Raw genomic sequence first — 25,159 nt, forward strand, 5'->3', positions numbered from 1 at the left:
CGAACACCACCACGGGGGTGCGCTGGTGGCCCGCCACCGCCACCGTCTCGGCGATCAACACCCCGCCGGGCCCCCCCCCCCCCGCCCCCGGGGGGGGGGGGGCGGCGGGGCCGCCGCCGATACCGATGTTGCCGTCCATGAGCAGCACGGTGTCCCAGCGGCCCGTGCCGGGCAGCGGCTCGAAGACCGACCGGCACAGTGCCGGGCCACCGAGCCGCACGGTGTGCTCCACGGCGGCGTCGCTGACGTCGATGCCGAGCACGGTACGGCCCCGGGCGGCGAGTTCCGCCACCAGCCGGCCCGGACCGCAGCCGACGTCGAGGACCGCGCCCTCGCAGCGGTCCAGCACCCCCAGGTCCACCGCATCCGCCCGGGCGCACCAGCGCTCCACCTCCAGCGGCAGCAGCCAGCCGTCGGCGCGGCGCAGGAACAGCGGCCCCCGGCCGGTGCGCAGCGCGGCGGCGTACGGATCGGCGGCCGCCCAGGCGACAGGGGCGCTCATCGCGGCGTGACCGGGGTGCAGCGGGCCAGCCGCGCGGCGAACCGGCCGTGCGGGGCGAGCGCGGCGACCGCACGCGCGTCGGCGGCGGTGTCGACGTCCCGCAGCCGGGGCAGATCCCGCACCCGCAGCCCGGCCCCGACCAGCCGCTCCCGCTGTACGGCCCCGGTCACCGGCGAGGACATGGGCACCCCCCGCAGCAGCGCCGGGTCCGGTACGGCCAGGCCCAGCGCCCAGAAGCCGCCGTCCTCCGCCGGACCGAAATACGCGTCGCAGCCGGCGAAGTCCACGCTGAGCAGCTCCGGCGTGACCTGCGGGGTGTCCATCCCGATCAGCAACGCTGGGCCGGTGCAGTGGGCGAAGGCGTCCGCCAGCCGCGCGTCCAGCCCGCCCGGGCACTGCGGCAGCACCTCGAAGCCCGGCGGCAGCCACGGCCCCGGGGCGCCGTCCAGGACCAGCACCCGCCGGGTCGCGGGCGCCGAGGCCACTGCGTGCAGGGTGTCGGTGAGGGCCGCCCGGGCGAGCTGCGCCGCCTCCTCGGGGCTGAACGGCGGGGTGAGCCGGGTCTTGACCCGTCCGGGGCGCGGCTCCTTGGCGATGACGAGCAGCGTGGTCACCGTACGGCCCTCCCGTCGGCCGGGGCCTCGGCCAGCACCCGGCGCATGTCCCGCACCGCCTGCCAGGTGCCGCGCCAGGTCCCCGTCACCTTGGAGGCACCGGTGCGCGGCAGATAGGGCACGTCGTGTTCGGTGACCCGCCAGCCGGCGTCGGCCGCGCGCACGACCATTTGCAGCGGGTAGCCGCTGCGCCGGTCCGTCAGGCCGAGGGCGAGCAGCGGCTCGCGGCGGGCGGCGCGCAGCGGCCCGAGGTCGTGCAGCCGCAGCCCCGTGCGGTGGCGCAGCATCCGGGCCAGCGCCAGATTGCCGGCCCGGGCGTGCGCCGGCCAGGCGCCCCGGCCGCTCGGCCGCCGCCTGCCGAGCACCAGGTCGGCCCCGCCCTCCCGCACCTCCCGCACGAAGGGCTCCAGCAGCGCCGGGTCGAGCGAGGCGTCACAGTCGCAGAAGCACACGAAGTCGCCGGTGGCCGCGGTGAGGCCGGCATGGCACGCGGCGCCGAAGCCGCGCCGGGGCTCGTGCACCACCGTCGCGCCGAGCGCCCGGGCGATTCCGGCCGAACCGTCGGTGGAACCGTTGTCGACGACGATGGCGCGCCAGCCGGCCGGGATCCGGGCGAGCACCCAGGGCAGGGCCTCCGCCTCGTCCAGGCAGGGCAGCACCACGTCGACGTCGGAAGAAGTCGTCGTCACGGTGTCACCCTACGAACGGGAACCGGACATACCGGACGCGCGCACCTTACGAAACGCGGACGCCGCCCCCACCGCCCCCGCACCCCGGCACGCCCAGTGCGAGGCTGGAGACATGCAACAGCCGTACGCCCCCGACGGGGCCGACACCGCCGACGGCGCGGCCCGGATCCTGGTCGTCGACGACGACCCGACCGTCTCCGAGATCGTCACCGGATACCTGCACCGCGCCGGGTACGCCGTCGACCGCGCCGACGACGGCCCGACGGCCCTGACCCGCGCCGCCGCACACCGGCCCGACCTCGTGGTGCTGGACCTGATGCTGCCCGGCATGGACGGCCTGGAGGTGTGCCGGCGGATGCGCGACCGCGGACCCGTGCCGGTCATCATGCTCACCGCCCGGGGCGACGAGGACGACCGCATCCTGGGCCTGGAGGTCGGCGCCGACGACTACGTCACCAAGCCCTTCAGCCCCCGCGAACTCGTCCTGCGCGTGGAGTCCGTGCTGCGCCGCAGCCGCCCCGCGCCCGCCGGCCGGACGCTCGCGGCGGCCGGACTCTCGGTCGACCCCGGCGCCCGCAGGGCCACCAAGAACGGCACCGAACTCGCCCTCACCCTCCGCGAGTTCGACCTGCTCGCCTTCTTCCTGCGGCACCCGGGGCAGGCCTACAGCCGGGAGGACCTGATGCGCGAGGTCTGGGGCTGGGACTTCGGCGACCTGTCCACCGTCACGGTGCATGTCCGCAGGCTGCGCGGCAAGATCGAGGACGACCCGGCCCGGCCCCGGCTCATCCAGACCGTCTGGGGCGTGGGCTACCGCTTCGAGCCCGGCCCGGCGGCGGAGGCCTGACCATGCGGGACACACTCCTCATCGCCCTGTACGCCTTCGCCGGCGCCGCCGCCGCGGGACTGACCGGGGCGGCCGTGCTGCGGCTGATCCGGCGCCGCTCGCTCACCGCCTCCGTCACCGTCGTCGCGGCGGTCGGCATCGTCGCGATGCTCGCCGGCACGCTCGCCGTCGCGTGGGCGATGTTCCTCTCCCCGCACGACCTGACCGTCGTCACCACCGTCGTCGCCATGGCGGCCGTGGTCTCCCTGGCCACCGCGCTGCTGCTGGGCCGCTGGGTGGTGGCCCGCAGCCGCGAACTCGCCGATGCCGCCCGCTCGTTCGGCGACGGCGGGGCCTTCGCCGCGCCCGACGGCCCGGCCACCGCCGAACTCGAGGCGCTCAGCCGCCAGTTGGCCGCCACCAGCGCCCGGCTCGCCGAGTCCCGGGAGCGGGAACGGGCCCTGGAGACCTCCCGGCGCGAGCTGGTCGCCTGGATCTCCCACGACCTGCGCACCCCGCTCGCCGGGCTGCGCGCCATGTCGGAGGCGCTGGAGGACGGGGTGGCCGCCGACCCCGACCGCTACCTCAGGCAGATGCGCACCGAGGTGGAGCGGCTCAACGACATGGTCGGCGATCTCTTCGAACTCTCCCGCATCCACGCCGGCACCCTCCCGCTCAGCCCCACCCGGATCTCCCTGTACGACCTGGTCGGCGACGCGCTGGCGGGCGCCGACCCGCTGGCCCGGGAGCACGGGGTACGGCTGGTGGGCGACCGTGTCGCCCAGGTGCCGGTGGAGGTGGACGGCAAGGAGATGAGCCGCGTCCTCGGCAACCTGCTGGTCAACGCCATCCGCCGCACCCCGCCCGACGGCACCGTCGCGGTCGCCGCCGAGCGCACCGGCGAGGGCGTGGTGCTGTCCGTCACCGACGGCTGCGGCGGCATCCCCGAGGAGGACCTGCCCCGCGTCTTCGACACCGGCTGGCGCGGCACCGACGCCCGCACCCCGCCGGCCGGCGCGGGGCTGGGCCTGGCCATCGTGCGCGGCATCGTCGAGGCCCACCAGGGACGGGCCAGCGTCCGCAACATCCCCGGCGGCTGCCGCTTCGAGGTGACCCTGCCGGCCGCGCCCTGAGCGTCCACGCCGCCAGGTCCTCTCTTTTGGATCTTGCAGGCGGCGAAGGAAGGGCCCTACCCCTCCCGCAGCGCGGCCCGCGCGAACTCCCGCATGCCCTCGGCGAATCCGACCTGTGGCCGCCAGCCCAGTTCGGTGCGCAGCCGGGAGGAGTCCGCGGTGATGTGCCGGACGTCCCCGAGCCGGTACTCACCGGTCACCACCGGCCGCGGACCGCCGTACGCGACGGCCAGCGCCCGGGCCATCTCGCCGACGGTGTGCGGCTCACCGCTGCCGGTGTTGTACACGGCGAGGGCACCCGGCGCGGCCTGTGCCTCCAGGGCCGCCACATTGGCCGCGGCCACGTCCCGCACATGCACGAAGTCGCGCCGCTGCCGTCCGTCCTCGAACACCCGCGGCGCCTCCCCCCGGGCGAGCGCCGAGCGGAAGAACGAGGCCACCCCCGCGTACGGGGTGTCCCGCGGCATCCGCGGCCCGTACACGTTGTGGTAGCGCAGCGACACCGCCGAACCGCCCGTGCAGCGGGCCCAGGTGGCGGCCAGGTGCTCCTGGGCGAGCTTGGTCGCCGCGTACACGTTCCGCGGATCGGCCGGGGTGTCCTCCCCGACCAGGCCGGGGGAGAGGTCGGCGCCGCAGCTCGGGCACCCGGGCTCGAACCGCCCCGCGGCCAGGTCGGCGGCCTCGCGCGGGCCGGGCCGTACGACCCCGTGCCGGGGGCAGGTGTACCGCCCCTCCCCGTAGACGACCATCGAACCGGCCAGCACCAGACGCCGTACCCCGGCCTCCGCCATGGCGGCGACCAGCACGGCCGTCCCCAGGTCGTTGCGCGAGACGTACTCGGCCGCGTCGGCGACCCCGTTGCCGAGCCCGACCATCGCCGCCTGGTGGCAGACCGCGTCCACCCCGGCCAGCGCCCGGGCGACGGAGACCGGGTTGCGGACATCGGCCGACGGATCCGCGGCGCTGTCGTACACGACCGGATCGTGCCCGCCGTCCCGCAGCGCCTCGACGACATGGGACCCGATGAACCCGGCACCGCCGGTGACCAGTACACGCATACGGCCACGCTAGACGGGCACGGCGGCCCGGCCGGCGGACCCGGCTCGCACGTCATGACTCCGTAAGACGGGGTGCGCCTCGAGCGCACGGCACGGCACGGATGCACCGGGCGTAACCCTGTTCAAAATATGAAGATTTCTCTTCCGTTTTTCGGGTGGGAGTAAGTGCGGAATTCCGATGGTGAGGAGAAACAGCGGACTTCGTGAGGAGGCAGAAAATGCTGGAGGTCGAACGCTTATTGGCCGACTGTCTCCGGGACGCCCGCGACCTCCCCCTGGGCACGGTGCCGGTCGACGCCTCGGACCCCGCCTACCAGGCAGCCCGCCACACCTTTCTGACCGCCGGTCTGACCGCGCTGCGCCACGACCTGCCCGAGACCGGCTGGACACAGCTCAACCTCACCCCCGGCCCGGCCGCCTGGCACCGCACCTACCGCGCCATCGCCGACACGGCCCACGAGCTGATCGCCCGCGGCACCGCCCGCTCCTTCTTCTTCATGCACAAACCCCCGGGACTACGGCTCCGCTTCGAGGCGGCCGGCCCCGACGACGAGGAACTGCACAAGGAACTGACCCGCCGCTTCCAGGACCTGGACGGGCAGCTGCGCCCCCCGCTGCGCGTCCGGTACGAGCCGGAGACCTATCTCTTCGGCGGCCCGGCGTCGATGCGCCATGTGCATGAGCTGTTCACGGCCGACTCCTTCGCCTGGCTCGACCACCACACCGCCACGGGCGACGCCGACGGCCACCCGCAGCCCCTCGCGGACTGGCGGCTCTCCCTGCTGCTCCTCGGCGAACTCCTGGCCGGACTGGGCATCGTCGGCTGGGAGCACCGCGGGGTCTGGGAGGCGGTGCGCGACGACACCGGGCGCAGACTCGGCCCCCACCAGGACGCCGACACCCGCCGGGCCGCCGCCGGCATCCGCGCCGCCTGGCAGGCCGGGCCCCGGGGCCTGCTCGCCGCCGCGCCGCCCGAGCGGCGGGCCGCGCTCGAAGCGCACGCGGCCGCCGTGCGCCGGGCCGCCGAACGGTGGCGCACCGGCTACTTCGAGTCCGGTGACGCGCTGATCGGCCCGCGCCGCGCCGCCGCGCACCACGTCGTCTTCCACTGGAACCGGGGGCGGCTGTCCCTGGCCCGGCAGAGCCTGCTCACCCACGCCCTCGCCGACGACGGGAGGTGCTGACGTGCACACCGACCCGGTACTGGGCGGCACCGCACTGCTGCGCGTGGCCGGCATGCCCCTGGACGCATGGGCCGCCGCGGGCAACCCGGAGCTGTTCGCGCAGGCCGCCGAGCACGCCCGGCGCGAGGAACAGCGGGCCGCCGAGGCCCGCGCCCTGGCCGACCGGCTGGGCCGCACCGTCGTACCGCACCCCGGGCTGGCACCCGCCGACCGCCGCGCCGTGCTGGCCCTGCGGCGCCGGCTGCACTCCGGCGCCGCGCCGGGTCCGGCCGACTGCCGGCTGCTGCACCGGCTGCCCGCCGCCCGGGACCTCGCCGGGGAGGCCGTACGGCTGTCCCGCGCGGCGGAGACCGCGGCCGCCGGCCTGCGCGAGCTGGAACGCACGGTCGCGGCCGAACGCGCGCGCGTGGCGGCACTGGGCTGGTTCCTGGTGTGCTCGTCCCCGGTGATGCGCGCCTTCCTCGACGAGGCCGACCCCGGGGCCGCCGCGGATGTGGCCCGACGGCTGGCCGAGGGCGAGTCCTGGAGCGGGAAACGGCTGCGCAAACGCGGGGCGTATCTGTGGCGGGCCGTCGGCCGGGCCGCGGCGAAGACCACCCCGCGCGGCTGGGCGGGCCAGGTCGGCCAACTGCCGGTCACCGCGCCGGACGACACCGAACCGCCCGGCGCGCCCCGCCTTCTGCCGCCCGGCACCGCCCTCGGCGCGGTGGCCGCCGAAGCCGTGGAGAACGTCCATCTGACCCGCGCCCGGCTCGCCGCCCTCGACCTGCGGGCCGCCGACCCGGCCACCCTGCTCGCCCCGGCACCGCTGCACGTCCTCGAGCCGGCCGGCACCGGAACCGGCAGCGGCGTGCTGCGCTGCTGGGTCATCGACCCGCGCGAACGCGGCCGGATGCGGGAGGTCGTGCTGCGCCGCACCCGCCCCCTGGAGGGCGTCCTGGCCCTGCTGGCGGACGGGCCACGGCCGTTGGGCGACATCGAGGCCGCCCTGCTGGGCACGGCCGCGATCCGGGCGACGGCCTCCGGCCCCGCGGTGCTCCGCGGCTTCCTCGCCCACCTGCTCGAACTCGGCGTCCTCCAGGTCTGCGCGGCCCCGCGCCGCCGCGCCACGGACTGGCTCGGCGCCGAGCAGGCCCGCACCCTGGGCATCCTGCCCCGCCCCCTCCCGGACCCGGCCCCCGGCCACACGCCTTGTGCCGTCCCACCGCCGGTGCCGAGCGCCGGCAAGCCTGCCGCAGCCGCCCCGGCACCGGCCCCGGAACGCTCTGCCGAACCCGCCGTGTCCGCGCCCGAGCCACCGCAGGCACAACAGCCGCCCGCACCCGCGGCCTGGTTCACCGACTCCTACCGCGCCCTCGCCGCCGCCGTCCTTGGATCAGCCGTCCGCGAGGTGCAGCGCTGCCTCGGGACCGCCGCGCGGTTGGCCTGGCTGCGCGAAGCCGACCGGCTCGCCGCGTCGGACGGGGCAGGGCTGCCCGCGGACCTGGTCCACCTCGGCGAACGGCCGTGTCCGCTCGGCGAGATCCTCGCCCGCCACCTGACCGACGGCCCCGGCCCGCCGCCCCCGCCGCAGACCCCGCGCCGGTACACCGGCTGGCACCCCGCCGAGACCTCCGGCTCCGGATACGCCAGGCTGCTCGCCCACCTGTCCGCCCGGGCCGGCGCCGAACAGGTGGACCTGGACGACGCCCTGCTGGACGCGCTCGGGGCACCGCCGGCGGCCACCGCACTGCCGGCCTGGCCGCTGGACTGCCTGCTGCGCCCGCTGCCGGACCCCGGACCGCTCGCGGTGCTGGAGACCGCCTCACCGGCGGGCGTACTGGACGCCCGGTTCGCCGGCGCGCTCCAGACCCTGTACGGCGGCTACGCCAACCTGCACGGCTACCGGGCCTTCCTCGCGGCCGTGGAACGCCTCTCCGGGGCGCGCTTCGTCGAGCTGCTGGTGCCCCCGCTGGCCGAGCGCGCCGCCAACGCCGTACGCCGGCCGGTCCTCACCCGGTGGTGGACGGGCGACCCGGACCCCGCGCCCTACCAGGGACCGGCCGGGCTGACGGCCCGCTATCTCCCGCTGGACCGCATCACCCTGCGCCGGGAGGGCCGGACGGTCGTCGCCGAGGCCGACGGGTGCCGCCTCCTCCCGGTCCACCACGCCACCCGCACCCCGCTGCCCCCGTACGACGTCCTGGCCCGGCTGCTGCTGTCCGCCGGCCATCCCGCGGGCTCGCGCGTGATCCGCCTGGACGGCCTGGCCGAGGCGTTCCCCGGCGCGGAGCGGCTGCCCCGGCTCACCGTCGGCGGAAGCCTGGTCGTCAGCCCCGCCGTCTGGCGCGTGCCTCGGGCCCGGCTGGCGCGGCCCGATGACAGCGACCTGGCCAAGGTGCGCGCCCTCGCCCTGCTGCGCCGCTCCGCCGGGCTGCCCCGGTACGCGTTCGTACGGGCCCTGCCCCAGGCGAAGCCGGTGCCCGTCGACCTGGCGGCGCTGACCGCCGTACCCCTGCTAGAGCGGATCTGCGCGCAACAGCCCGGCGCGGACCTGCTGTTCGAGGAGATGCTCCCCGCGCCCGGCGGCCTGTCGCTGCGCGACCCGCTGCACGGCGCCGCCGTCGCCGCCCAGCTCCAGCTCCGACTCCCGTACGACCAGGGCGCCGAGGAGCTCGCCGCCCTCGCCGCCGCCGCACTGCGCGGCACCCGTGACGTCCCCGGCGCGCTCGCCCCCAGTGGGCGGGCCGGCGGGGCGGACCCCACCCAGCACCGCATCTGAAGGAGGACAACCATGCCCGACACCATGGCACTCACCGACCTCGACGCCCTGATCGGCGACCTGGACGCGCGCATCACCGAGAGCACCCTGCCGGCCGCCGAGGCGAACAGCTCGGGATGCAGCGGTGTCTGCACCGTCATCGTCTGCGACACGGTCGTCATCTGTAGCGGCGTCATCTGCTGACCACCCGCCGGGTGAACTGAGAGAACCCCTCAGGCCGTCGTGTCACCACCCCCGGCGGCCTGAGGCACCACCACCGGCGCCCCGCCCGGCACTGTCCCCCCCCCGGGCGGGGCGCCGGCCCGTCCGCCCCCGAGGAGACACCGTGCCGCAACACACCGACCCCGCCGAGCGCGCCGAAGCCACCCGCACGGCCGTCACCGCCCTCGCGGCCCGGCTCCTCGACCGGTGGTCCGCCCGGTCGCGCGAAGGCACCACGACCGCCGAACACCCCAGTGACCCCGGCGTTCCCGTCCTCGCCGCGCTCGCGCACGCGACCGGCGCGCCGGAAGCCGAACGGGCCGCGGCGCGCGCCGTCGCGGTATGGGCCCGCACCGCCGGCCGCGGTCCCGGACACCCCGGCCTGTACGACGGCGGCCTCGCCGGAACCCTGGTCGGCCTGCGCCACGGCGCCCGAGTGCACCCGGGCCTGCGCCCGGTCGCCGACCGGCTCCGCGACCACCTGGTGCGCACCGAGACGGAACGCGGCCGACGGCGCGAGCGGGTCATGTTCCCGGACTACGACCTGATCGTCGGTCCCTCCGGCACCCTGCTCGCGCTGTGTGCGGACACCTGCCCGGCACCGGCCGAACTCGCCCCCTTCACCGATCACTTGACCGCCCTCTGCGACGCCGACGACCTGCCGCGGCTGCGCACGGCGGGCTATGCCGGCCACCCGTACCTGGACTGGCTGGACGGACGGGTCAACACCGGCATGGGGCACGGCGCCGCCGGAGTGACCGCGGCGCTCACCGCCGCGCTACGCCGCATCGGCCCGCGTCCCACCCTGACCCGGGCCCTGCACCGCGCCACCCGATGGCTGGTCCGGCAGTCCTTCGACGACGCCCGCGCGATCCGCAGCTGGGACGGCGCCGGCCTCGACGGACCGCCACCCGCCGGACCACGCGCCCGCCAGGCCTGGTGCTACGGCACCCCCGGCGTGTCCTGGGCGCTGTGGGACGCGGCGGACGCGACGGGTGACGGACGGACCGCCGGCTGGGCCGCCGAGGCCTTCACCACGCTCGCCGAACGGTACGACGAGGACTTCCACCTCTTCGGTGACCGCCCGGCCGACGTCCTGGCCCTGTGCCACGGAGCCGCGGGCGTGCTGATGGTGGCCGACGCCTTCGACCGCCACGCCGGCCTGCCCGCCGCGGCCGTACTGAAGGCGCGGCTGCTCGACCGGCTGACGGACCGCCTGCCCGAGGTGGAGGCGCTCGGCGCGGAGTCGATGGGCCTGCTCGGAGGGGCGCCCGGCCCCGTCTGCGCCCTGCTCACCGCAGCCCACGGTGCCCCACGCAGCTGGCTGCCCTGCCTCGGCCTGCGGTGAGGCGCACTGTGCTCCGGTGCTGAAGTACGCGGCACCGCAGTGCAGTCGACCACGTCAGCGCTCTGTCCGGCCCTTCCGCGTCACCTCACGCGGGCGGGATGTTCTGGTTGGCGTGGAAGAAGTTGTCGGGGTCGTAGGTGCGTTTGACCGCGGCCAGCCGGTCGTAGTGGCCCCGGTAGGTGCCCCTGACCCGGTCCGCGCTCTCCGCCTCGCCCAGGAAGTTGATGTAGGCACCGCCCATCGAGTACGGGTGCAGATCCGTCCAGTAGTCGACACACCACTGTCGGACCAGCGCGGCGTTCACCGGATCGGGGTCTATGCCCGCGACCACCGTCGACCACAGGGCGTCCCGGTATGCCCAAGCCGTGTCGTCGGCGCCCATCCGGGAGGCGGCCCCGTCGACCGGGTACATGTGCATCGTCGACAGGTTCGTGGGGATGTTCTGGCCGTACTTCTCGTGCACGGCGACCGCGTCGTCGGAGAGCGCGTCGAAGAAGTCACCGCGCCAGTACCACTGAAGCCCCGCGGGGATGAGGTCGTCGAACATGGTCTGCAATCCGGGGTACGGCATCGGGGTCGTGAAGTGGAAGAGCGGCGGCCCCGCCGCGTTCACCACGGCCAGCCTCTCCTCCAGCCGGCCCTCCGCCAGGTCACCGGTGCAGCACCACACCACGCCGCACACCTTCCGCCCGTGGATCGGCTCGGGGAACGGCGGCCCGGGCGGTACGACCAGCAGCGCGAAGAAACCGTTGAGGTCCTCCGGTGCCGCCGGGAGGAACTCCCGGTACCACCGGAGCACCTCGCGGGTGCGGTCCACCGGCCACAGGGTCACCCCGACCCCGACGGTGTCCACCGGGCTCAGCCGGAAGGTGAACGAGGTGACGACGCCGAAGTTGCCGCCACCGCCGCGCAGCGCCCAGAACAGGTCCGGGTGCTCCTCCGCGGACGCCGTGACGAAGGTGCCGTCCGCGAGGACCACGTCGGCGGCGAGCAGGTTGTCGATGGTCAGGCCGTACGCGCGGGTCAGATGGCCGTGTCCGCCGCCGAGGGTGAGTCCGCCGATCCCGGTGGTCGACATGATCCCGGACGGCATGGCCAGGCCGAAGGCGTGGGTCGCGTGGTCCACGTCCCCGAGCAGGCTGCCGCCCCCGACCTGCACGGTTTGGGCCTGCGGGTCCACTCGCGTCCACGACAGCGCCGACAGGTCCATCGTCAGCCCCCCGTCGACCAGGCAGAGACCCGGTCCGCTGTGCCCGCCGCCGCGCACGGCCAGCTCCGTCCCGGTGTGCCGGGCGAAGGCGAGCACGGTCCGCACGTCGGCGACGTCGGCACACCGGGCGACGGCGGCCGGACGCCGGTCGATCGCCGCGTTGTAGATGCTGCGGGCCTCGTCGTAGCCCGCGTCCTGGGGAGCGAGGACCTGTCCCCGCAGTGAATCACGAAGGCTCTGTAGAACCGTGCCGTCGATGCTGCCCATGGCCGGACACCCCTGTCGCAGAGAAGCGGTCGCGGACGGAGGGATGCGACGTGGGCGTCCGGGCGGGATGGCGGGGGCGTGACGCGACGATCCGTTCGCGCCTCGGATGGATGACTACGGGCGGGCGCTGGCGCGCTGCCCGCCTTCAGTCTCCGCCGCCCGCCCCCCACCCGCACGCGGACGGGGTGTGCCTCTGCCCCAGTGTGACTGGAACACGTCAGCCCGGCTATTGTCCGAGTCGCCGGTCGTGAATGATCGGTAGCCCCCCACGCGCGCGGGAGGGATCGTCGAGGCACCGTGGGGGACGGGTATGAAACGCCGTTGGGTCAAGGTTCTGGTGATCACGCTCGTCGTGCTGGCCGTCCTCTTCACGATCGCCGACCGGGTCTCCTTGCACTATGCGAACAAGGAGGTCGCCCGGCTGGCCGAGCAGAAGTACGGCTATGCCAACAGCACCGACGGCCACATGGACGTCTCCATCGAGGGCTTCCCCTTCCTGACCCAGGCCTTCAGCCAGGACTTCGACCATGTCAGGCTGACGGCCGGGCAGTTCCTCATCGACACCACGACCAATGCGCAGGGCGGCTACCTGCACGTCAAGGAGCTGGTTCTCGACCTGCGCCATGTGCGGGTGACCTCGTTGACCGCGCGCAGCGCCGAGGCGGACCTCGCCACCGGTTCGCTGACACTGTCGTACGAGGAGCTGTCCGGCGTCCTGACCCGGCTGGCCGGCGGACCGCTGCATGTGTCGCAGGCCCCGGGTTCGGCCGGCCAGGCCGCCCGGCTCAAGGTCACGGGCACCATCAACGGACAGCAGGTGAACGGCACGGGCACCCTGCTCGCCCAGGGCAATGAGCTGTCCCTGACCGCGCCCGGCGCCGAGCGGCCCGCCGCCGGCTGGCGGGTCCTGCTCCCGGAGAACACGGGCTTCACCGAGGCCCGCTCCACTGCCGAGGGCGTCCGGATCACCATGGTCGGACACCTGGTGAACCTCGGCTCCTCGCGCTTCGAGCGCTGACGACGGCCGGCCGGCGGTGACCGGCCGGCCGCGCGCCGCTCAGGCGGACGTGTGGAAGTAGTGCCCCTTGTCCAGGTCGGCGAACAGGCCGGGCTGCACCGGTTCCCAGCCGAGGAGTTCGCGGGTCAGCGTGCTCGACGCCTGGATGTCGAGACCCACGAACCCCGCCAGCCAGCCGAAGTGCTCGGCCGCGGCCTCGGGGGCCACGGAGGCGACCGGCACGCCGAGGTGCCGGCCGATCACCTCGGCCACGTCCCGCAGGGCGACGCCCTCCTCCGCCACGCCGTGCAGCACGGAGCCGGCGGGCGCCTTCTCGACGGACAGGCGGAACAGCCGCCCGGCGTCCAGGCGATGGACGGCAGGCCAGTGGTTGGAGCCATCGCCGACATAGCCTGAGAGGCCCTTGGCGCGGGCGATGCCGACCAGGGTCGCCATGAAGCCGTTGTCCCCGTCGCCGTGGCAGGTCGCCGAGAGCCGCACCACCGACGAGCGGACGCCCTCCCCGGCGAGCCGGAGCACCTCCTGGGCGGTCGTCGCCCGGATCGAGAGCGGGGACCCGTCGACCGCGGGCATGTCCCGCTCGGTGGCCGGCCGACCGGGTGCGAAGCCGGCCAGCCCGGATGCGAGGACGAAGGGCCGGTCGGTGCCGGCGAGCACCTCACCGAAGACGTCGACGGCACGCCGATCGGCTTCGGCAGCACTCCGGAAGTCGCCGGAGAAGGCGATGTCGTGCTGGAAGGCGAGGTGGATCACCCCGTCCGAGGCGGCCGCGGCGTCCCGCAGCACCTCGAGGTCGTCGAGGGTGCCACGGACCACCTCCGCCCCTGCCCCGACGAGTGCCGCGGCGGAGGAGTCGGAGCGGGCGAGCCCGACGACCTGGTGCCCCGCCTCGAGGAGTTCCGGTACGACGGCGGATCCGATCCAGCCGGAGGCGCCGGTCACGAAGATGCGCATGGGAAGGTCCCCAAACTGTCGATGTCAGTCACTGTCATCGAGACTACACCCGGATGTCAGTGACTGTCATCGCGTAGGATCATGTGCATGGGACGATGGGAGCCGAACGCGCGCGAGCGTCTGGGGAACGCGGCGCTGGAGCTGTACGCCGAGCGCGGGTTCGAGCAGACCACCGTGGCGGAGATTGCCAAACGGGCCGGACTCACGGAACGGACCTTCTTCCGGCACTACGCCGACAAACGCGAGGTGCTGTTCTCCGGCGCCGGTGAGCTGGAGGCGCTGATCGTCGGCGCGGTCGAGGGCGCGCCGGAGTCCGCGGCGCCGGTCGACGCCCTGGCGGCCGGCCTCGACGCGGTCGCCGAGGTGTTCACCGACCGGCGGGAGGTCTCGCGCCGCCGGCAGGCAGTGATCGCGGCGAACGCGGAACTCCAGGAGCGCGAGCTGATCAAGCTCGCCTCGCTGTCGGCCGCGCTCACCGAGACCCTGCGCAAACGGGGTGTCGCCGCACCGACCGCGAGCCTGCTCGCCGAGGCGGGCGTGGGCGTCTTCAAGGTCGGCTTCCAGCGCTGGGTCGCCGTGGGGGAGGAGCGGGGCCTCGCCGAGCTGTTCCGGGAATCGCTGACCGAGCTGAGGGCTGCACTGGCCGACGGCCGCCCCTGAGCCGGCCCGGAGCCCTGGAGGTCAGCTGTGGGGGATGTACGCCAGACCGTGCGCACCCGGCTCGCCGCGCTTGGCGAGGTCCAGCCGGGACACCGTCCGAAGCGTGTCCAGATCGACGATGTCCACGGTGGACGAGGCGACACAGGCGACGTAGGCGAGCCGGCCGTCCGGTGAGGAGCCGATGGTCAGCGGGCCCTGCCCGACCTCGACCTCGCCCAGCCGCTCGTGCGTATCGGCCGCGAACACGGTGAGCCGGCCCGGCAGGTGCTGACCCAGCCGGTACATCGGGTCGGGTGTCATGCACAGTTCGCCCGCGAGCAGCCGTCCCGTCATCGTCAGATGCACCGGCAGGCACACCGACCGGGTGGGCAGAACGCCGACCACGGATGCCGTCCGGGTGTCGATGACCCGGATGCCCGGCGCCGGCCGCTCCTCGTCCGTGCCGGCGAACCCGGCGTAGGGCGCGGCGACGAACACCTGCGTGCCGTCGGCCGACACGGCCAGCCCCTCACTGCCCGGCACCTCGACCTTCGCGATCATGGCTCCCTGCTCGAGATCGACCACCGACACGAACGGCGCCTCCTTGTTGGTGGCGTACCCCCTCCGGCCCGCCGGATCGATGGCGAACCAGTGCGGCCCGGGCGCGCCGGTGTCGATCCGCCCCACCGGCCGGCGGGTCCGGGTGTCGATCACCACGACTCCGCCGGGCCGCTCGGCCGAGCCCTCCACGCTGACGTAGAGGCGGTGCCGGGCCGGGTCCAGTGCCAGACCGTGCGGACCGTGTTCCGGGGCGAGATCGATCACCTCGACGATCCGGCGCGCATCCGGGTCGATGACCGTCACCTCCGTCCGGCGTCCGCTGTTGGCGTGGTAGTAGCCGGAGCGGTAGGCCGAGGTGCACCACAGCAGGCGCTGCTGCGGGTCGAAGCACAACTCGTGCGGCTCGGCGAGGACCTCGACCGAGCCGCGGTGCCGGTCGTCGGCGGCGTCGAAGAACGAGACCGTGGGCCCGCTCTGGCTGACCACGGCCAGCACGTCGCCTTCCCGGCCGGCGCGCGGAGACTGCTGCATGAAGGGCTCCTCATGGAGTTCGTCGGAACGTCACGCGCGATGGCCGCGCGGACGGTTCCACCCTCACGGCGACACCCGTGCCGCGACAATGCAAAGATAGGCAGCCAATCCTTGCCGTACACGTAAAAACGCAGCTCAGGAGGGGATTTGCTGGATCTGAACCTGCTGCGCGTCCTGGACGCGCTGCTCCAGGAGAACAGCGTGACCCGCGCCGCCGAGCGGCTCGGCACCTCGCCGGCCGCGGTCAGCCGGACACTGGCCCGGCTCCGCCGAGCCGTCGGCGACCCGCTGCTGGTGCGTGCCGGACAACGACTGGTCCCGACCCCGCGAGCCGCCGAACTCCGCGAAGAGGTGAGCGCGTTGCTGCGCGGCTGCGACAACGTCCTGCGGCCCGGCGCCGGTTTCGACGCCGCGCACCTCCAGCGCACCTTCACCGTGCAGGCGTCCGAGCTGCTGCTGGTGGGACTGGCTGCGACCCTGACGGAACGGATCCAGACCGAGGCCCCGCAGGTCGACGTCGTGTTCCTGCCGGAAGCGGTGGAGGGCGGACCGGCCCTGCGGCAGGGCCTGGTCGACGTCGAACTGGGCGTCCTCGACCACCTGGACCCGGAGATCCGGACCCGGCAGCTCATCCGGGCACCGCTGGTCGGAGTGGCCCGCGTCGGGCACCCCCTCTTCACCGGTCGGATCGACGCCCGCCGGTTCGCCGCCGCCGACCACATCGGCATCTCCCGCCTCGGCAAGCGGCTCGGGCCCATCGACAGCGCCCTCGCGAACCTCGGCCTGCGCCGCCGCACCGCCGTCGTCGTCCCCAGCCACACCAGCGCGATGCTGCTCGCCCGGGACACCGACCTCGTCGCCCTCACCCTGGCCGACTGGCTCCCCGGCACCCTCACCGCCCTCGGCCTGCGCACCTTCCCGATCCCGCTCGACCTGGCCCCGCTCGACCTCGGCATGGCCTGGCACCCCCGCAACGCGGCCGATCCGGGCCACCGCTGGTTCCGCGCGCATCTGGCGGCCGCGGTCCTGGAGCTGTCCGAAACGCCCACGCCGCCCGACACCCGGCAGAGCACGATGCCGTAGCGGGGCGGCACTCTGGGAACCAGGCGAGCGTCGGCTCGCCGGCCTGCTCTATCGGTGCAGGACATCGGGGGCGACGCCGGTCAGCTCGCGGCTGGCGTCCCACAGCCGTGCCGCGACGGCGGTGTCGGTGAGATGACTCCACACCGCTTCTCGGCGAGGTGCGCCGCGCAGGCCGAATCGGCGTGGTCCCCACAACTGCCCGCCGAGGACGGCCGGGTCGAGCACCGCCCGGACCGCGGGCCAGGCGCCGGCGTCCTTGCCCTGCACCAGGAGGGCGGCGGGTGCCGCGCGCAACCGTGCCCCCGAACTCCGTACATGGACCGGTGGCCGCGACGGTGTGAGGGAGTCCAGGGCGCCGCCGGGATGGACCACGACGCTGGCCACCGTGCTGCCGAGGGCACGCAGGCGACGGTCGAGTTCGAGCCCGAAGTACATCTGCGCCAGCTTGGACCGCCCGTAGGCGCGCTTGGGCCGGTAGCCCCACAGGGACTGGAGGTCGTCCAGGTCCAGCCGCTCGGACTTCGCGGCGAAACTGCCCACGGTCACGACGCGTGCCGCCGGCGCGGCCGACAGCAGCGGCATCAGCCGGCCGGTCAGCGCGAAGTGCCCGAGATGGTTCGTGCCGAACATGAGCTCATGACCGTTTCCGGTCTCGCGGCGCGGCGGGTCGTCGAGCGCGACGCCGGCGTTGTGGACCACCGCGTCCAGGCGATCCGCCTCCAGGGCTCCCACCGTCGCGCGGAGCGACGAAAGGTCGGCGAGGTCCAGCCGTACGGCCCGTACCCGCGCGCCCGGCACACGCGCGCGGATCGAGGAGACGGCGGCAGCGGCTCTTTCCCGGTCCCGGCTGCCCAGCACGACGGTGGCGCCGGTCGCGGACAGCTGTTCCGCGATGAAGTACCCGATGCCCGCGTTGCCGCCGGTGACCAGAAAGACGCGGCCCTCGGCACGCGGTAGCCGGTGGACATCCCAGGGCGGGGTGGAGAAGGCGGACGACGGCATGGCGGAAGGCTCCCTTGTCCGGAAGGACGAGACGGTCACGGCCGCTCCCGAGGGAACGAGCCGTCGCCCACCGTGCCCGCCGGGGCCGACACATCACCGACAGCCGCGTGCCGAGACCGATATGGCGCCGACACCCGGCGCCGACCCACCCGTCACCGTGTCCCGACCGCCCGCCGGTCTCGTCCGCGGGTGTGACCGGTTGCGGAGCAGACGTCGCGCGCCGCTCCCGGTACCGTGACCGGCCCGACCCCCTTCCGGAAGGTCACGCCGATGCCCCAGTCCGCCGGAGCTTCAGCCACCCATGGGACCGACGCCGGCGACGGCGCGGCCGCGCCTCCGGTCCTCGCCGAAGTCGTCCGGTCCGGGTTCGTGGAGGGCCGGCACCGGGGGAGCCTGGTGCTGCTCGCCGTCGACGGCTCGGTGGAGCTGGCACTCGGCGATGTGACGTCGCCCGTCTTTCCGCGCTCCGCCAACAAGCCGATGCAGGCCGCGGGCGTGCTGCGGGCCGGGCTCGAACTCGCCGGCCCGCGACTGGCCCTGGCCGCCGCCAGCCACTCCGGCGAGCCCTTCCACCGCGACCTGGTCCGCACGATGCTCCAGGAGCACGGGCTGAGCCCGCAGCAACTTCGGTGCCCGCCCGCCCTCCCGCTCGACCAGGAGGAACAGGAGGCCTATCTGGCGGCGGGCGGCCGCCGGGACCCGGTGGCGATGAACTGCTCCGGCAAGCACACCGCCATGCTGGCGGCCGCCGCGCTGCGGAACTGGCCGCTGGACTCCTACCTCGACCCGGACCACCCTGTGCAGCGGCTGATCCGCACGGTGTTGGAGGCGGCGGCCGGCGAGACGGCGGCCGCGGTCGGCACCGACGGCTGCGGAGCGCCGCTGTGGGCGATCAGCCTGACCGGCCTCGCCCGTGCCTACCGTGCCTTCGCGCTGGCCGACCCCGGCACGCCCGAGCGGCGGGTCGCCGACGCGATGCGCGCCCACCCCGAGTACGTGGCCGGCACCCGGCGCCACGACACCTGGCTGATGCGGGAGATACCGGGCGTGCTGTCGAAGGTGGGCGCGGAGGCGGTCCAGGCCCTCGCCCTGCCCGAGGGCCGGGCACTGGCCCTGAAGATCGAGGACGGCGGCGCCCGGGCCCTCGGCCCGGTCGTGTCCCACGCGCTGCGCCGGATCGGCGTCACAGCACCGGTACTGGACCGTGTCGGCCGACTGCCGCTGCTGGGCGGCGGCCGCGAGGTGGGGGAGATCCGGCCGGTGTTCTAGTGCCTCGCAGGCCCTGGTTGCGGGAGCGGGTTCAAGGCCGCGGCCATGAGTCAACGGGCAGCGACCATAGGCCAGTTGCCGGAGTCGTCAAGAACACGTAGGGTCCTCGACGTGAACACCGGACCGGCGCTACGCCACACACGGATCGGCTACCCGGTGGAGGGCTGATCGCACAGTGGGTGCGGAGAAGGCACCCCAGTTCGGCACGCGGACCTCCCAGTGCTTGTGCACCACGAGTCCGTTCTTTTCGTGTCGAACACCAGCGAGGCCATCCTCATGACAGTCACGTTCAACCACACCATCATCGCCGCCAAGGACCGCAACGCTTCGGCTCGCTTCTTCCGCGAGTTGCTGGAGCTCCCGGAAGCGCCGTCCTGGGGCCCGTTCACCAACATCCAGCTCTCCGACGGCGTGCTGCTCCAGTTCGCCGAGCCGCCGGTGGAGATCCAGATGCAGCACTACGCCTTCCTGATCGACGACGAGCTGTTCGACCGGGCCTACCGGCGACTGTGTGACGGCGGCATCGAGCACTGGGCCGACCCGCAGATGCGCCGCCCGGGCGAGACCAACACCGAGCACGGCGGTCGCGGGGTGTACTTCAAGGACCCCGCCGGCCACGCGATCGAGCTGATCACCCGCCCGTACCTGTAACCCGTACCTGGCCGGGCACCTGCACTGCTGTGCCCGGCCAGGTGCCGACCCAGCTCCTGGCGTCACTCATGGCCGCACTCTCGCCGGCCGGTCCGCCGTATCCCCCTGCGCCAGCAGTACCCCGAAGGCTTCTTCCAGCAGCGCGGTGAACTCCTCGAGCGTGCGCGAGCCGGGGCCGCCGCCCTCGGCGTCGCGGGTGTAAAGGATCAGCGCGCTGCGTACGGCGGCGACGCAGGCCCGGGCCACCACCGACGCGCGCAGTGCCCGCGAGCGAGCCGGCTCCTGCGGGTCGTGCGCGGTGAAACGCTCGGCGAGCGCCGTGGCGATGCCGTCCTCGAAGTCCGTCAGGACCCGAGTGGGCCGGCCCTGGCCCCCGAGTGTGCGGGGCGGTGCGCCGACGAAGAGGATGGCGAGACCGCCGTCGAGTCCGGCCGCGGCCGCGAGCAGGCTGTGGTGGACGGCGGTGATCGGCGGCTCGCCGTCCGGCCGGTGGAGGATCTCCCGCTGCACGAGGGGTACGAAGTCCAGGATCTCGGCGAAGACGAGGTCCTCCTTCGAGGGGAAGTAGCGGAAGAACGTGCGCTCGGTGACCCCGGCGGCCGCGGCGATGTCCTTGACCGTCGTCTCGTGGTAGCCGCGCTCGGCGAACATGCGGGTCGCCGTCTGGAGCAGCGTCCTGCGCGTGGCGGCCTTCTTGCGATCCCGCCGTCCCAGCTCCTTCTCCTGTGTCCCGTGTTCGCTCACGCGCTCATCCTGCCACGGACCGTCTGACCCAAGATCGACGCGACCCGGCAAAGTGTCATCCCTGACAGTTTAGGTATCGTGTCAGTCGTGACACTTTTTCCCGCCGGTCCCTCACCACCCCCGGGCCCGCCTGCTCTGCCCGTCCCCCTCACCCCCGACGTGCCGCTCGCCCGTATCCGCAAGATCCCCAAGGAGCACCCTTCAATGGCATCCCTGCTCTACCGCCTGGGCCGTGGCGCCTTCCGGCACCGCCGGGCAGTGCTGGCCGGCTGGCTTCTGGTGCTGACGGCGGTGGTCACCTGCGTGATCACGTTCGGCGGCCAGACCAACGACGAGTTCACCGTGCCCGGCTCCCCGGCCCAGACCGCGATGGACACCCTCAAACGCGAGCTGCCCTCGGCGGCCGGCACCAGCGCCCAGATCGTGTTCGTCGCCCCGAAGGGCCACCGGATCACCGAGCCCCGCTACGCCGGGGCCGTCAGCGCCACCATGGCGGAGGCGGAGAAGGCCCCGCAGGTCGTCGCCGTCACCGACCCGGTGCAGAACAAGCTGATATCCCCGGACCGTACGACCGCGCTCGGCCAGGTCCGCTACCAGGTCGGCAAGGCCGACCTGCACGACGACAGCCTCAGCGCGCTGGAACAGAGCACCAAGGCGGCGAAGGACGCCGGGCTCACCGTCGAGGTCGGCGGATCCGCCTATGGCAGCAGCAAGAGCACCGGCCACACCAAGGAACTGATCGGCCTGGCCATCGCCGTGGTGGTGCTCACGATCACCTTCGGCTCGCTGTTCGCCGCGGGCATGCCCCTGCTGACCGCGGTCACCGGCGTCGCGATCACCCTGCTGGGCCTGTCCGCACTGACCGGCATCCTCACCATCTCCGCCACCGCACCCTCCCTGGCGTCGATGCTCGGGCTGGCCGTCGGCATCGACTACGCCCTGTTCATCCTGTCCCGCCACCGCTCCCAGCTCGCCACGGGCATGGACACCGAGGAGTCGGCGGCCCGGGCCACCGCCACCGCGGGCAGCGCCGTCGTCTTCGCCGGCCTCACCGTGATCATCGCGCTCTGCGGGCTCGCCGTCGTCCGCATCCCCTTCCTGACCGTGATGGGCCTGGCCGGAGCCGGCGCCGTACTGATCGCGGTGGCCGTGTCGGCCACGCTCCTGCCCGCCCTCATGGGCTTCGCCGGGGAACGGCTGCGGCCGAAGCCCGGCTCCCGCGCCGCCCGCCGCGAACAGGCGGCCCACGACACCGGGCGCGGTGCGCGCCGGTCGATGGGCGAACGCTGGGGCAGGATCGCCGTCCGTCGGCCGCTGCTCACCCTCGCGGCCGTACTGATCGCCCTGCTGACCATCGCCCTGCCCGCCCGTGACCTCCGACTGGCCCTGCCCGACAACGGCTCCGCCCCGGCCGGCAGCGGCCAGCGGCAGGCCTACGACACCGTCTCCGCCGCGTTCGGCCCCGGCTTCAACGGCCCCCTCCTGGTCCTCGCCGACACCTCCCACGCCGACAGCCCGCAGCAGGCCACGGCCACCCTCGTGCGCGACCTCAGGTCCACCGACGGCGTCGCCACGGTGGGCGCCGCGCAGCCCGTCCAGCACGGCGATGCGGCCGTCATCCAGGTGGTGCCGAAGACCGGCCCCGCGGACGACCGGACGAAGCACCTGGTCGAACGCATCCGGGACGAGGCACCCGGCTGGCGGCACCGGACGGGGGCCGAGGTCTCCGTCACCGGTACGACCGCCGTGAACATCGACGTCTCCGACCGGCTCGCGAACTCGCTCCTGCCCTTCACACTGGTGGTCGTAGGCCTGTCCCTGCTGCTGTTGCTGATCGTGTTCCGCTCGGTGATCGTGCCGCTGAAGGCCAGCCTCGGGTTCCTGCTCTCGGTGGCCGCCACCTTCGGCGCCGTCGTCGCCGTCTTCCAGTGGGGCTGGCTCTCCGGCCTCCTCGGCGTCGCCGAGACCGGACCGGTGGTCAGCATCCTGCCCATCCTCGTGATGGCCGTCCTGTTCGGACTCGCCATGGACTACGAGGTGTTCATGGTCAGCCGCATGCGGGAGGCGTACGTCCATGGCGCCGAGCCCCGTGAAGCCGTCCTGGCCGGCTCGCGGCACGCCTCCCGGGTGGTCACCGCCGCCGCGCTGATCATGTTCGCGGTGTTCGCGAGCTTCATCCCCGGCGGCAGCAGCATGCTCAAGCCGATCGCCTTCGCTCTCGCCGTCGGCGTCTTCCTCGACGCCTTCCTGGTCCGCATGACTCTCGTCCCGGCCGTCCTTGCGCTCGTCGGCCGGGCCGGCTGGTGGCTGCCGAAGTGGCTGGACCGGCTGCTGCCCGACCTCGACATCGAGGGCGAGCGACTCGCGACGGTCCCCGCACCCGCGGATACCGTCGTGCCCGTCCCGACGACCGCGGCAAGCGGTGCCGACAGCGCCTGACGAGACAGCAGCGACGCGGCCGAAACCCGCCCGACCGACCGGCAGGCGCCCTCGGCCGCGTCGCATTCCCCGGAACCACCGATCACCGACCACGGAGCACCGGCCGCACCGACCCGATCCGGCCCCGGCCCGATCCGAGGTCACCGGCCCAGCAGGCAGGCCCCCGTACCGACCGCGGCCGAGCAGGTGAACAGGAGGCAGGCGCAGGCGGCATGCCGTCTGAACAGGGCGCGCCGCAGCGCGGCATAACGCGCCTCGTACTCGCCCCGCAGCCGCTTCGCCCGGTCGGCCGTGGCCTGGAGTGCCTGCCGGGTCAGGCCCAGGCGCTGCTCGGTGTAGTGCCGGGCGAGGTCCTCGGCCTGCCCGCTCGTGAGCCACGGCAGACGCGCGCACAGCATCTCGGCCTCCCGCAGCGCCTGCTCCCGCTCCGCCTGCAAGAGGAGGTAACCCTCGACCTCATTGGCGAGTGCCCCGCCCTGCCGGTCCAGCGGGGCACCGCGACCACTCGACCGGGTCAAGGCCGACCGCTTTCGCGCCCCGGCTCCACGCCGCCCTGCGCACCTGCACCGCCCGCGTACTCCAACTCGGCGAACTCCGGGTGATGGAGATCGAACGCCGGGGACTCACTGCGGATCCGCGGCAGGGTGACGAAGTTGTGCCGCGGCGGCGGGCACGAGGTCGCCCACTCGAGCGAACGGCCGTAGCCCCACGGGTCGTCCACCCCGACCGGCGTGCCGTACTTGGCCGTCTTCCACACGTTGTAGAGGAACGGCAGCATCGACAAACCGAGCAGGAAAGCGCTGATCGTGGAGATGGTGTTCAGCGTGGTGAAGCCGTCGGAGGCGAGATAGTCGGCGTACCGGCGCGGCATGCCCTCGGCGCCCAGCCAGTGCTGGACCAGGAAGGTGCCGTGGAAGCCGACGAACAGCGTCCAGAAGCTGATCTTGCCGAGGCGCTCGTCCAGCATCTTGCCGGTGAACTTCGGCCACCAGAAGTGGAAGCCGGAGAACATCGCGAAGACGACCGTACCGAACACCACGTAGTGGAAGTGGGCCACCACGAAGTACGAGTCGGACACGTGGAAGTCCATCGGGGGCGAGGCCAGGATGACACCCGTCAGCCCGCCGAAGAGGAAGGTGACGAGGAAGCCGGCGGCCCAGAGCATCGGCGTCTCGAAGGACAGCGAGCCCTTCCACATCGTGCCGATCCAGTTGAAGAACTTCACACCGGTGGGCACGGCGATGAGGAACGTCATGAAAGCGAAGAACGGAAGAAGTACGCCGCCGGTGACGTACATGTGGTGGGCCCACACCGTCACGGACAGACCGGAGATGGCGATCGTCGCGGCGATCAGACCCATGTACCCGAACATCGGCTTACGGGAGAAGACCGGGATGACCTCGGAGACGATGCCGAAGAACGGCAGCGCGATGATGTACACCTCCGGATGGCCGAAGAACCAGAAGAGGTGTTGCCACAGCAGGGAACCTCCATTGACCGGGTCGAAGACGTGCGCGCCGAACTTCCGGTCGGCTTCCAGGGCGAAGAGCGCGGCCGCGAGGACCGGGAAGGCGAGCAGGACCAGCACACCGGTCAGCAGCACGTTCCAGCAGAAGATCGGCATCCGGAACATGGTCATGCCCGGGGCACGCATGCAGATGATCGTGGTGATGAAGTTGACCGAGCCGAGGATGGTGCCGAAACCCGAGAACGCCAGACCCATGATGGCCATGTCGGCCCCGCTGCCCGGCGTGCGCACCACGCTCGACAGGGGCGTGTACATGAACCAGCCGAAGTCCGGAGCACCGTCCGGGGTGAGGAGGCTGGCCACGGCAATGAGTGAGCCGAACAGGTACAGCCAGTAGGCGAACATGTTCAGCCGCGGGAACGCCACGTCCGGCGCACCGATCTGAAGCGGCATGATCCAGTTCGTGAAGCCGGCGAACAGCGGCGTCGCGAACATCAGCAGCATGATCAGGCCGTGCAGCGTGAACGCCTGGTTGAACTGCTCGTTCGAGACGATTTGCAGGCCCGGCCGGGCCAGCTCGGAGCGCATGATCAGCGCCAGCACGCCACCGATCAGGAAGAACGCGAACGACGTCGCCAGATACAGGGTGCCGATCGTCTTGTGGTCCGTGGTCGTCAGCCACTTCACCAGGACATTGCCCGGCTGCTTGCGCCGGACCGGCACCTCGTTCTCGTACGAGTCCTCGGCCGCCGCGGCACCGTCGGGTTCGTTGAGGATGCTCACAAGTGGGGTCTCCCGATGCTCACGGTTCGTATCGCTGTCGGCCGCCATCCTTGCGGTTGGCCCTCCTGCGCCGCTGCCAGGAACGCCCTGCATACGGCCGATCGCCTGACGGGGCGCCCCGAACGGAGCAACCCCGGCATGTCGCCTGGCCAGGTCCGACGACCGCGCAGGAGTACGGCGCGTTTCCTCGGGTAGGCGCCCGTACCCGTTGCTCCGGACGCTCG

At 73.4% G+C, this 25,159-nt stretch carries 23 protein-coding genes; 12 read left to right on the forward strand and 11 right to left on the reverse strand.

The genetic code is table 11. From position 1 onward, the window contains the following. From ACFVIU_RS14305 to ACFVIU_RS14315, 3 genes are all read right to left on the reverse strand, one after another. The coding region (locus ACFVIU_RS14305) for a class I SAM-dependent methyltransferase (RefSeq protein ID WP_385842702.1) at window positions 1–502 on the reverse strand (502 nt) is incomplete at its 3' end. Further along, window positions 499–1,116, reverse strand: a complete 618-nt coding sequence (locus ACFVIU_RS14310; RefSeq protein ID WP_385842704.1) for a DUF2064 domain-containing protein — start codon at window positions 1,114–1,116, stop codon at window positions 499–501. The genes ACFVIU_RS14310 and ACFVIU_RS14305, both read right to left, overlap by 4 nt. Continuing rightward, window positions 1,113–1,805: a glycosyltransferase family 2 protein gene (locus ACFVIU_RS14315; RefSeq protein ID WP_385842705.1), complete on the reverse strand. Its 693-nt coding sequence runs from the start codon at window positions 1,803–1,805 to the stop codon at window positions 1,113–1,115. Before ACFVIU_RS14315 ends, ACFVIU_RS14310 begins: the two co-directional genes overlap by 4 nt. A gap of 112 nt (window positions 1,806–1,917) precedes the next feature. On the opposite strand from ACFVIU_RS14315, the gene ACFVIU_RS14320 reads away from it, so the two are divergent. Continuing rightward, window positions 1,918–2,652 (forward strand): response regulator transcription factor, encoded by a 735-nt coding sequence (locus ACFVIU_RS14320; protein WP_385842706.1) that lies wholly within the window; start codon window positions 1,918–1,920, stop codon window positions 2,650–2,652. A gap of 2 nt (window positions 2,653–2,654) precedes the next feature. Next, window positions 2,655–3,764 (forward strand): sensor histidine kinase, encoded by a 1,110-nt coding sequence (locus ACFVIU_RS14325; protein WP_385842707.1) that lies wholly within the window; start codon window positions 2,655–2,657, stop codon window positions 3,762–3,764. Between the two features lie 56 nt (window positions 3,765–3,820). Here the strand turns inward: ACFVIU_RS14325 and ACFVIU_RS14330 are convergent, their stop codons facing one another. Beyond that, window positions 3,821–4,822 carry an NAD-dependent epimerase/dehydratase family protein gene (locus ACFVIU_RS14330; protein ID WP_385842708.1) on the reverse strand — a complete coding sequence of 334 codons (1,002 nt, stop codon included), beginning with the start codon at window positions 4,820–4,822 and terminating at the stop codon, window positions 3,821–3,823. A gap of 218 nt (window positions 4,823–5,040) precedes the next feature. Between ACFVIU_RS14330 and ACFVIU_RS14335 the strand changes: the two genes are divergently transcribed. The 4 genes from ACFVIU_RS14335 to ACFVIU_RS14350 all read left to right on the forward strand — a co-directional run bounded on the left by ACFVIU_RS14335 (window position 5,041) and on the right by ACFVIU_RS14350 (window position 10,316). Next, entirely contained in the window at window positions 5,041–6,006 is a 966-nt protein-coding gene (locus tag ACFVIU_RS14335; RefSeq protein ID WP_385842710.1) for a thiopeptide-type bacteriocin biosynthesis protein, read from the forward strand. Between the two features lies 1 nt (window position 6,007). After that, complete coding sequence (locus ACFVIU_RS14340; RefSeq protein WP_385842711.1) at window positions 6,008–8,767, forward strand: lantibiotic dehydratase; 2,760 nt, start codon at window positions 6,008–6,010, stop codon at window positions 8,765–8,767. Window positions 8,768–8,779: 12 nt separating this feature from the next. Then, a complete protein-coding gene (locus tag ACFVIU_RS14345) occupies window positions 8,780–8,950 on the forward strand; it encodes a hypothetical protein (RefSeq protein WP_385842712.1) in 171 nt (56 codons plus the stop codon). A gap of 142 nt (window positions 8,951–9,092) precedes the next feature. Then, the gene (locus ACFVIU_RS14350) at window positions 9,093–10,316 is read left to right on the forward strand and encodes a lanthionine synthetase LanC family protein (protein WP_385842713.1); all 1,224 of its coding nucleotides are present in this window, start codon (window positions 9,093–9,095) and stop codon (window positions 10,314–10,316) included. An 85-nt stretch (window positions 10,317–10,401) separates the two neighbouring features. Here the strand turns inward: ACFVIU_RS14350 and ACFVIU_RS14355 are convergent, their stop codons facing one another. Further along, on the reverse strand, window positions 10,402–11,793 hold the full coding sequence (locus ACFVIU_RS14355) for an FAD-binding oxidoreductase (protein ID WP_385842714.1): 1,392 nt from the start codon (window positions 11,791–11,793) through the stop codon (window positions 10,402–10,404). A gap of 310 nt (window positions 11,794–12,103) precedes the next feature. Here ACFVIU_RS14355 and ACFVIU_RS14360 point away from each other — a divergent pair, with 310 nt between their 5' ends. After that, a complete protein-coding gene (locus tag ACFVIU_RS14360) occupies window positions 12,104–12,811 on the forward strand; it encodes a DUF2993 domain-containing protein (RefSeq protein ID WP_385842716.1) in 708 nt (235 codons plus the stop codon). 39 nt (window positions 12,812–12,850) lie between these two features. Here ACFVIU_RS14360 and ACFVIU_RS14365 read toward each other — a convergent pair whose 3' ends face one another. After that, the gene (locus ACFVIU_RS14365) at window positions 12,851–13,765 is read right to left on the reverse strand and encodes an SDR family oxidoreductase (protein ID WP_385842717.1); all 915 of its coding nucleotides are present in this window, start codon (window positions 13,763–13,765) and stop codon (window positions 12,851–12,853) included. A gap of 87 nt (window positions 13,766–13,852) precedes the next feature. Here ACFVIU_RS14365 and ACFVIU_RS14370 point away from each other — a divergent pair, with 87 nt between their 5' ends. Beyond that, window positions 13,853–14,425 carry a TetR family transcriptional regulator gene (locus tag ACFVIU_RS14370; RefSeq protein ID WP_385842718.1) on the forward strand — a complete coding sequence of 191 codons (573 nt, stop codon included), beginning with the start codon at window positions 13,853–13,855 and terminating at the stop codon, window positions 14,423–14,425. A gap of 21 nt (window positions 14,426–14,446) precedes the next feature. Here the strand turns inward: ACFVIU_RS14370 and ACFVIU_RS14375 are convergent, their stop codons facing one another. Beyond that, window positions 14,447–15,496: a YncE family protein gene (locus ACFVIU_RS14375; protein ID WP_385842719.1), complete on the reverse strand. Its 1,050-nt coding sequence runs from the start codon at window positions 15,494–15,496 to the stop codon at window positions 14,447–14,449. Between the two features lie 150 nt (window positions 15,497–15,646). On the opposite strand from ACFVIU_RS14375, the gene ACFVIU_RS14380 reads away from it, so the two are divergent. Then, window positions 15,647–16,579: a LysR family transcriptional regulator gene (locus ACFVIU_RS14380; RefSeq protein WP_385842798.1), complete on the forward strand. Its 933-nt coding sequence runs from the start codon at window positions 15,647–15,649 to the stop codon at window positions 16,577–16,579. A gap of 48 nt (window positions 16,580–16,627) precedes the next feature. On the opposite strand, the gene ACFVIU_RS14385 is transcribed toward ACFVIU_RS14380, so the two are convergent. Further along, window positions 16,628–17,581, reverse strand: a complete 954-nt coding sequence (locus ACFVIU_RS14385) for an SDR family NAD(P)-dependent oxidoreductase (protein ID WP_385842721.1) — start codon at window positions 17,579–17,581, stop codon at window positions 16,628–16,630. A 270-nt stretch (window positions 17,582–17,851) separates the two neighbouring features. Here ACFVIU_RS14385 and ACFVIU_RS14390 point away from each other — a divergent pair, with 270 nt between their 5' ends. Together ACFVIU_RS14390 and ACFVIU_RS14395 are read left to right on the forward strand one after the other, a co-directional pair. After that, window positions 17,852–18,850 (forward strand): asparaginase, encoded by a 999-nt coding sequence (locus ACFVIU_RS14390; protein ID WP_385842722.1) that lies wholly within the window; start codon window positions 17,852–17,854, stop codon window positions 18,848–18,850. Window positions 18,851–19,126: 276 nt separating this feature from the next. Then, window positions 19,127–19,501: a VOC family protein gene (locus tag ACFVIU_RS14395; RefSeq protein ID WP_385842799.1), complete on the forward strand. Its 375-nt coding sequence runs from the start codon at window positions 19,127–19,129 to the stop codon at window positions 19,499–19,501. A gap of 66 nt (window positions 19,502–19,567) precedes the next feature. Here ACFVIU_RS14395 and ACFVIU_RS14400 read toward each other — a convergent pair whose 3' ends face one another. Beyond that, window positions 19,568–20,245, reverse strand: coding sequence for a TetR family transcriptional regulator (locus ACFVIU_RS14400; RefSeq protein WP_385842723.1), 678 nt, complete (start codon window positions 20,243–20,245; stop codon window positions 19,568–19,570). Between the two features lie 204 nt (window positions 20,246–20,449). Here ACFVIU_RS14400 and ACFVIU_RS14405 point away from each other — a divergent pair, with 204 nt between their 5' ends. Further along, on the forward strand, window positions 20,450–22,684 hold the full coding sequence (locus ACFVIU_RS14405; protein WP_385842725.1) for an MMPL family transporter: 2,235 nt from the start codon (window positions 20,450–20,452) through the stop codon (window positions 22,682–22,684). Window positions 22,685–22,824: 140 nt separating this feature from the next. Here the strand turns inward: ACFVIU_RS14405 and ACFVIU_RS14410 are convergent, their stop codons facing one another. Both ACFVIU_RS14410 and ctaD read right to left on the reverse strand, forming a co-directional pair. After that, complete coding sequence (locus ACFVIU_RS14410) at window positions 22,825–23,202, reverse strand: hypothetical protein (protein ID WP_385842727.1); 378 nt, start codon at window positions 23,200–23,202, stop codon at window positions 22,825–22,827. Beyond that, a complete protein-coding gene (gene ctaD, locus ACFVIU_RS14415) occupies window positions 23,199–24,935 on the reverse strand; it encodes a cytochrome c oxidase subunit I (RefSeq protein ID WP_385842728.1) in 1,737 nt (578 codons plus the stop codon). The genes ACFVIU_RS14410 and ctaD overlap by 4 nt, the downstream gene beginning before the upstream one ends. Window positions 24,936–25,159 lie beyond the last annotated feature (224 nt).

This window comes from Streptomyces sp. NPDC127190 (genome assembly GCF_042672505.1).
Lineage (GTDB): Bacteria > Actinomycetota > Actinomycetes > Streptomycetales > Streptomycetaceae > Streptomyces.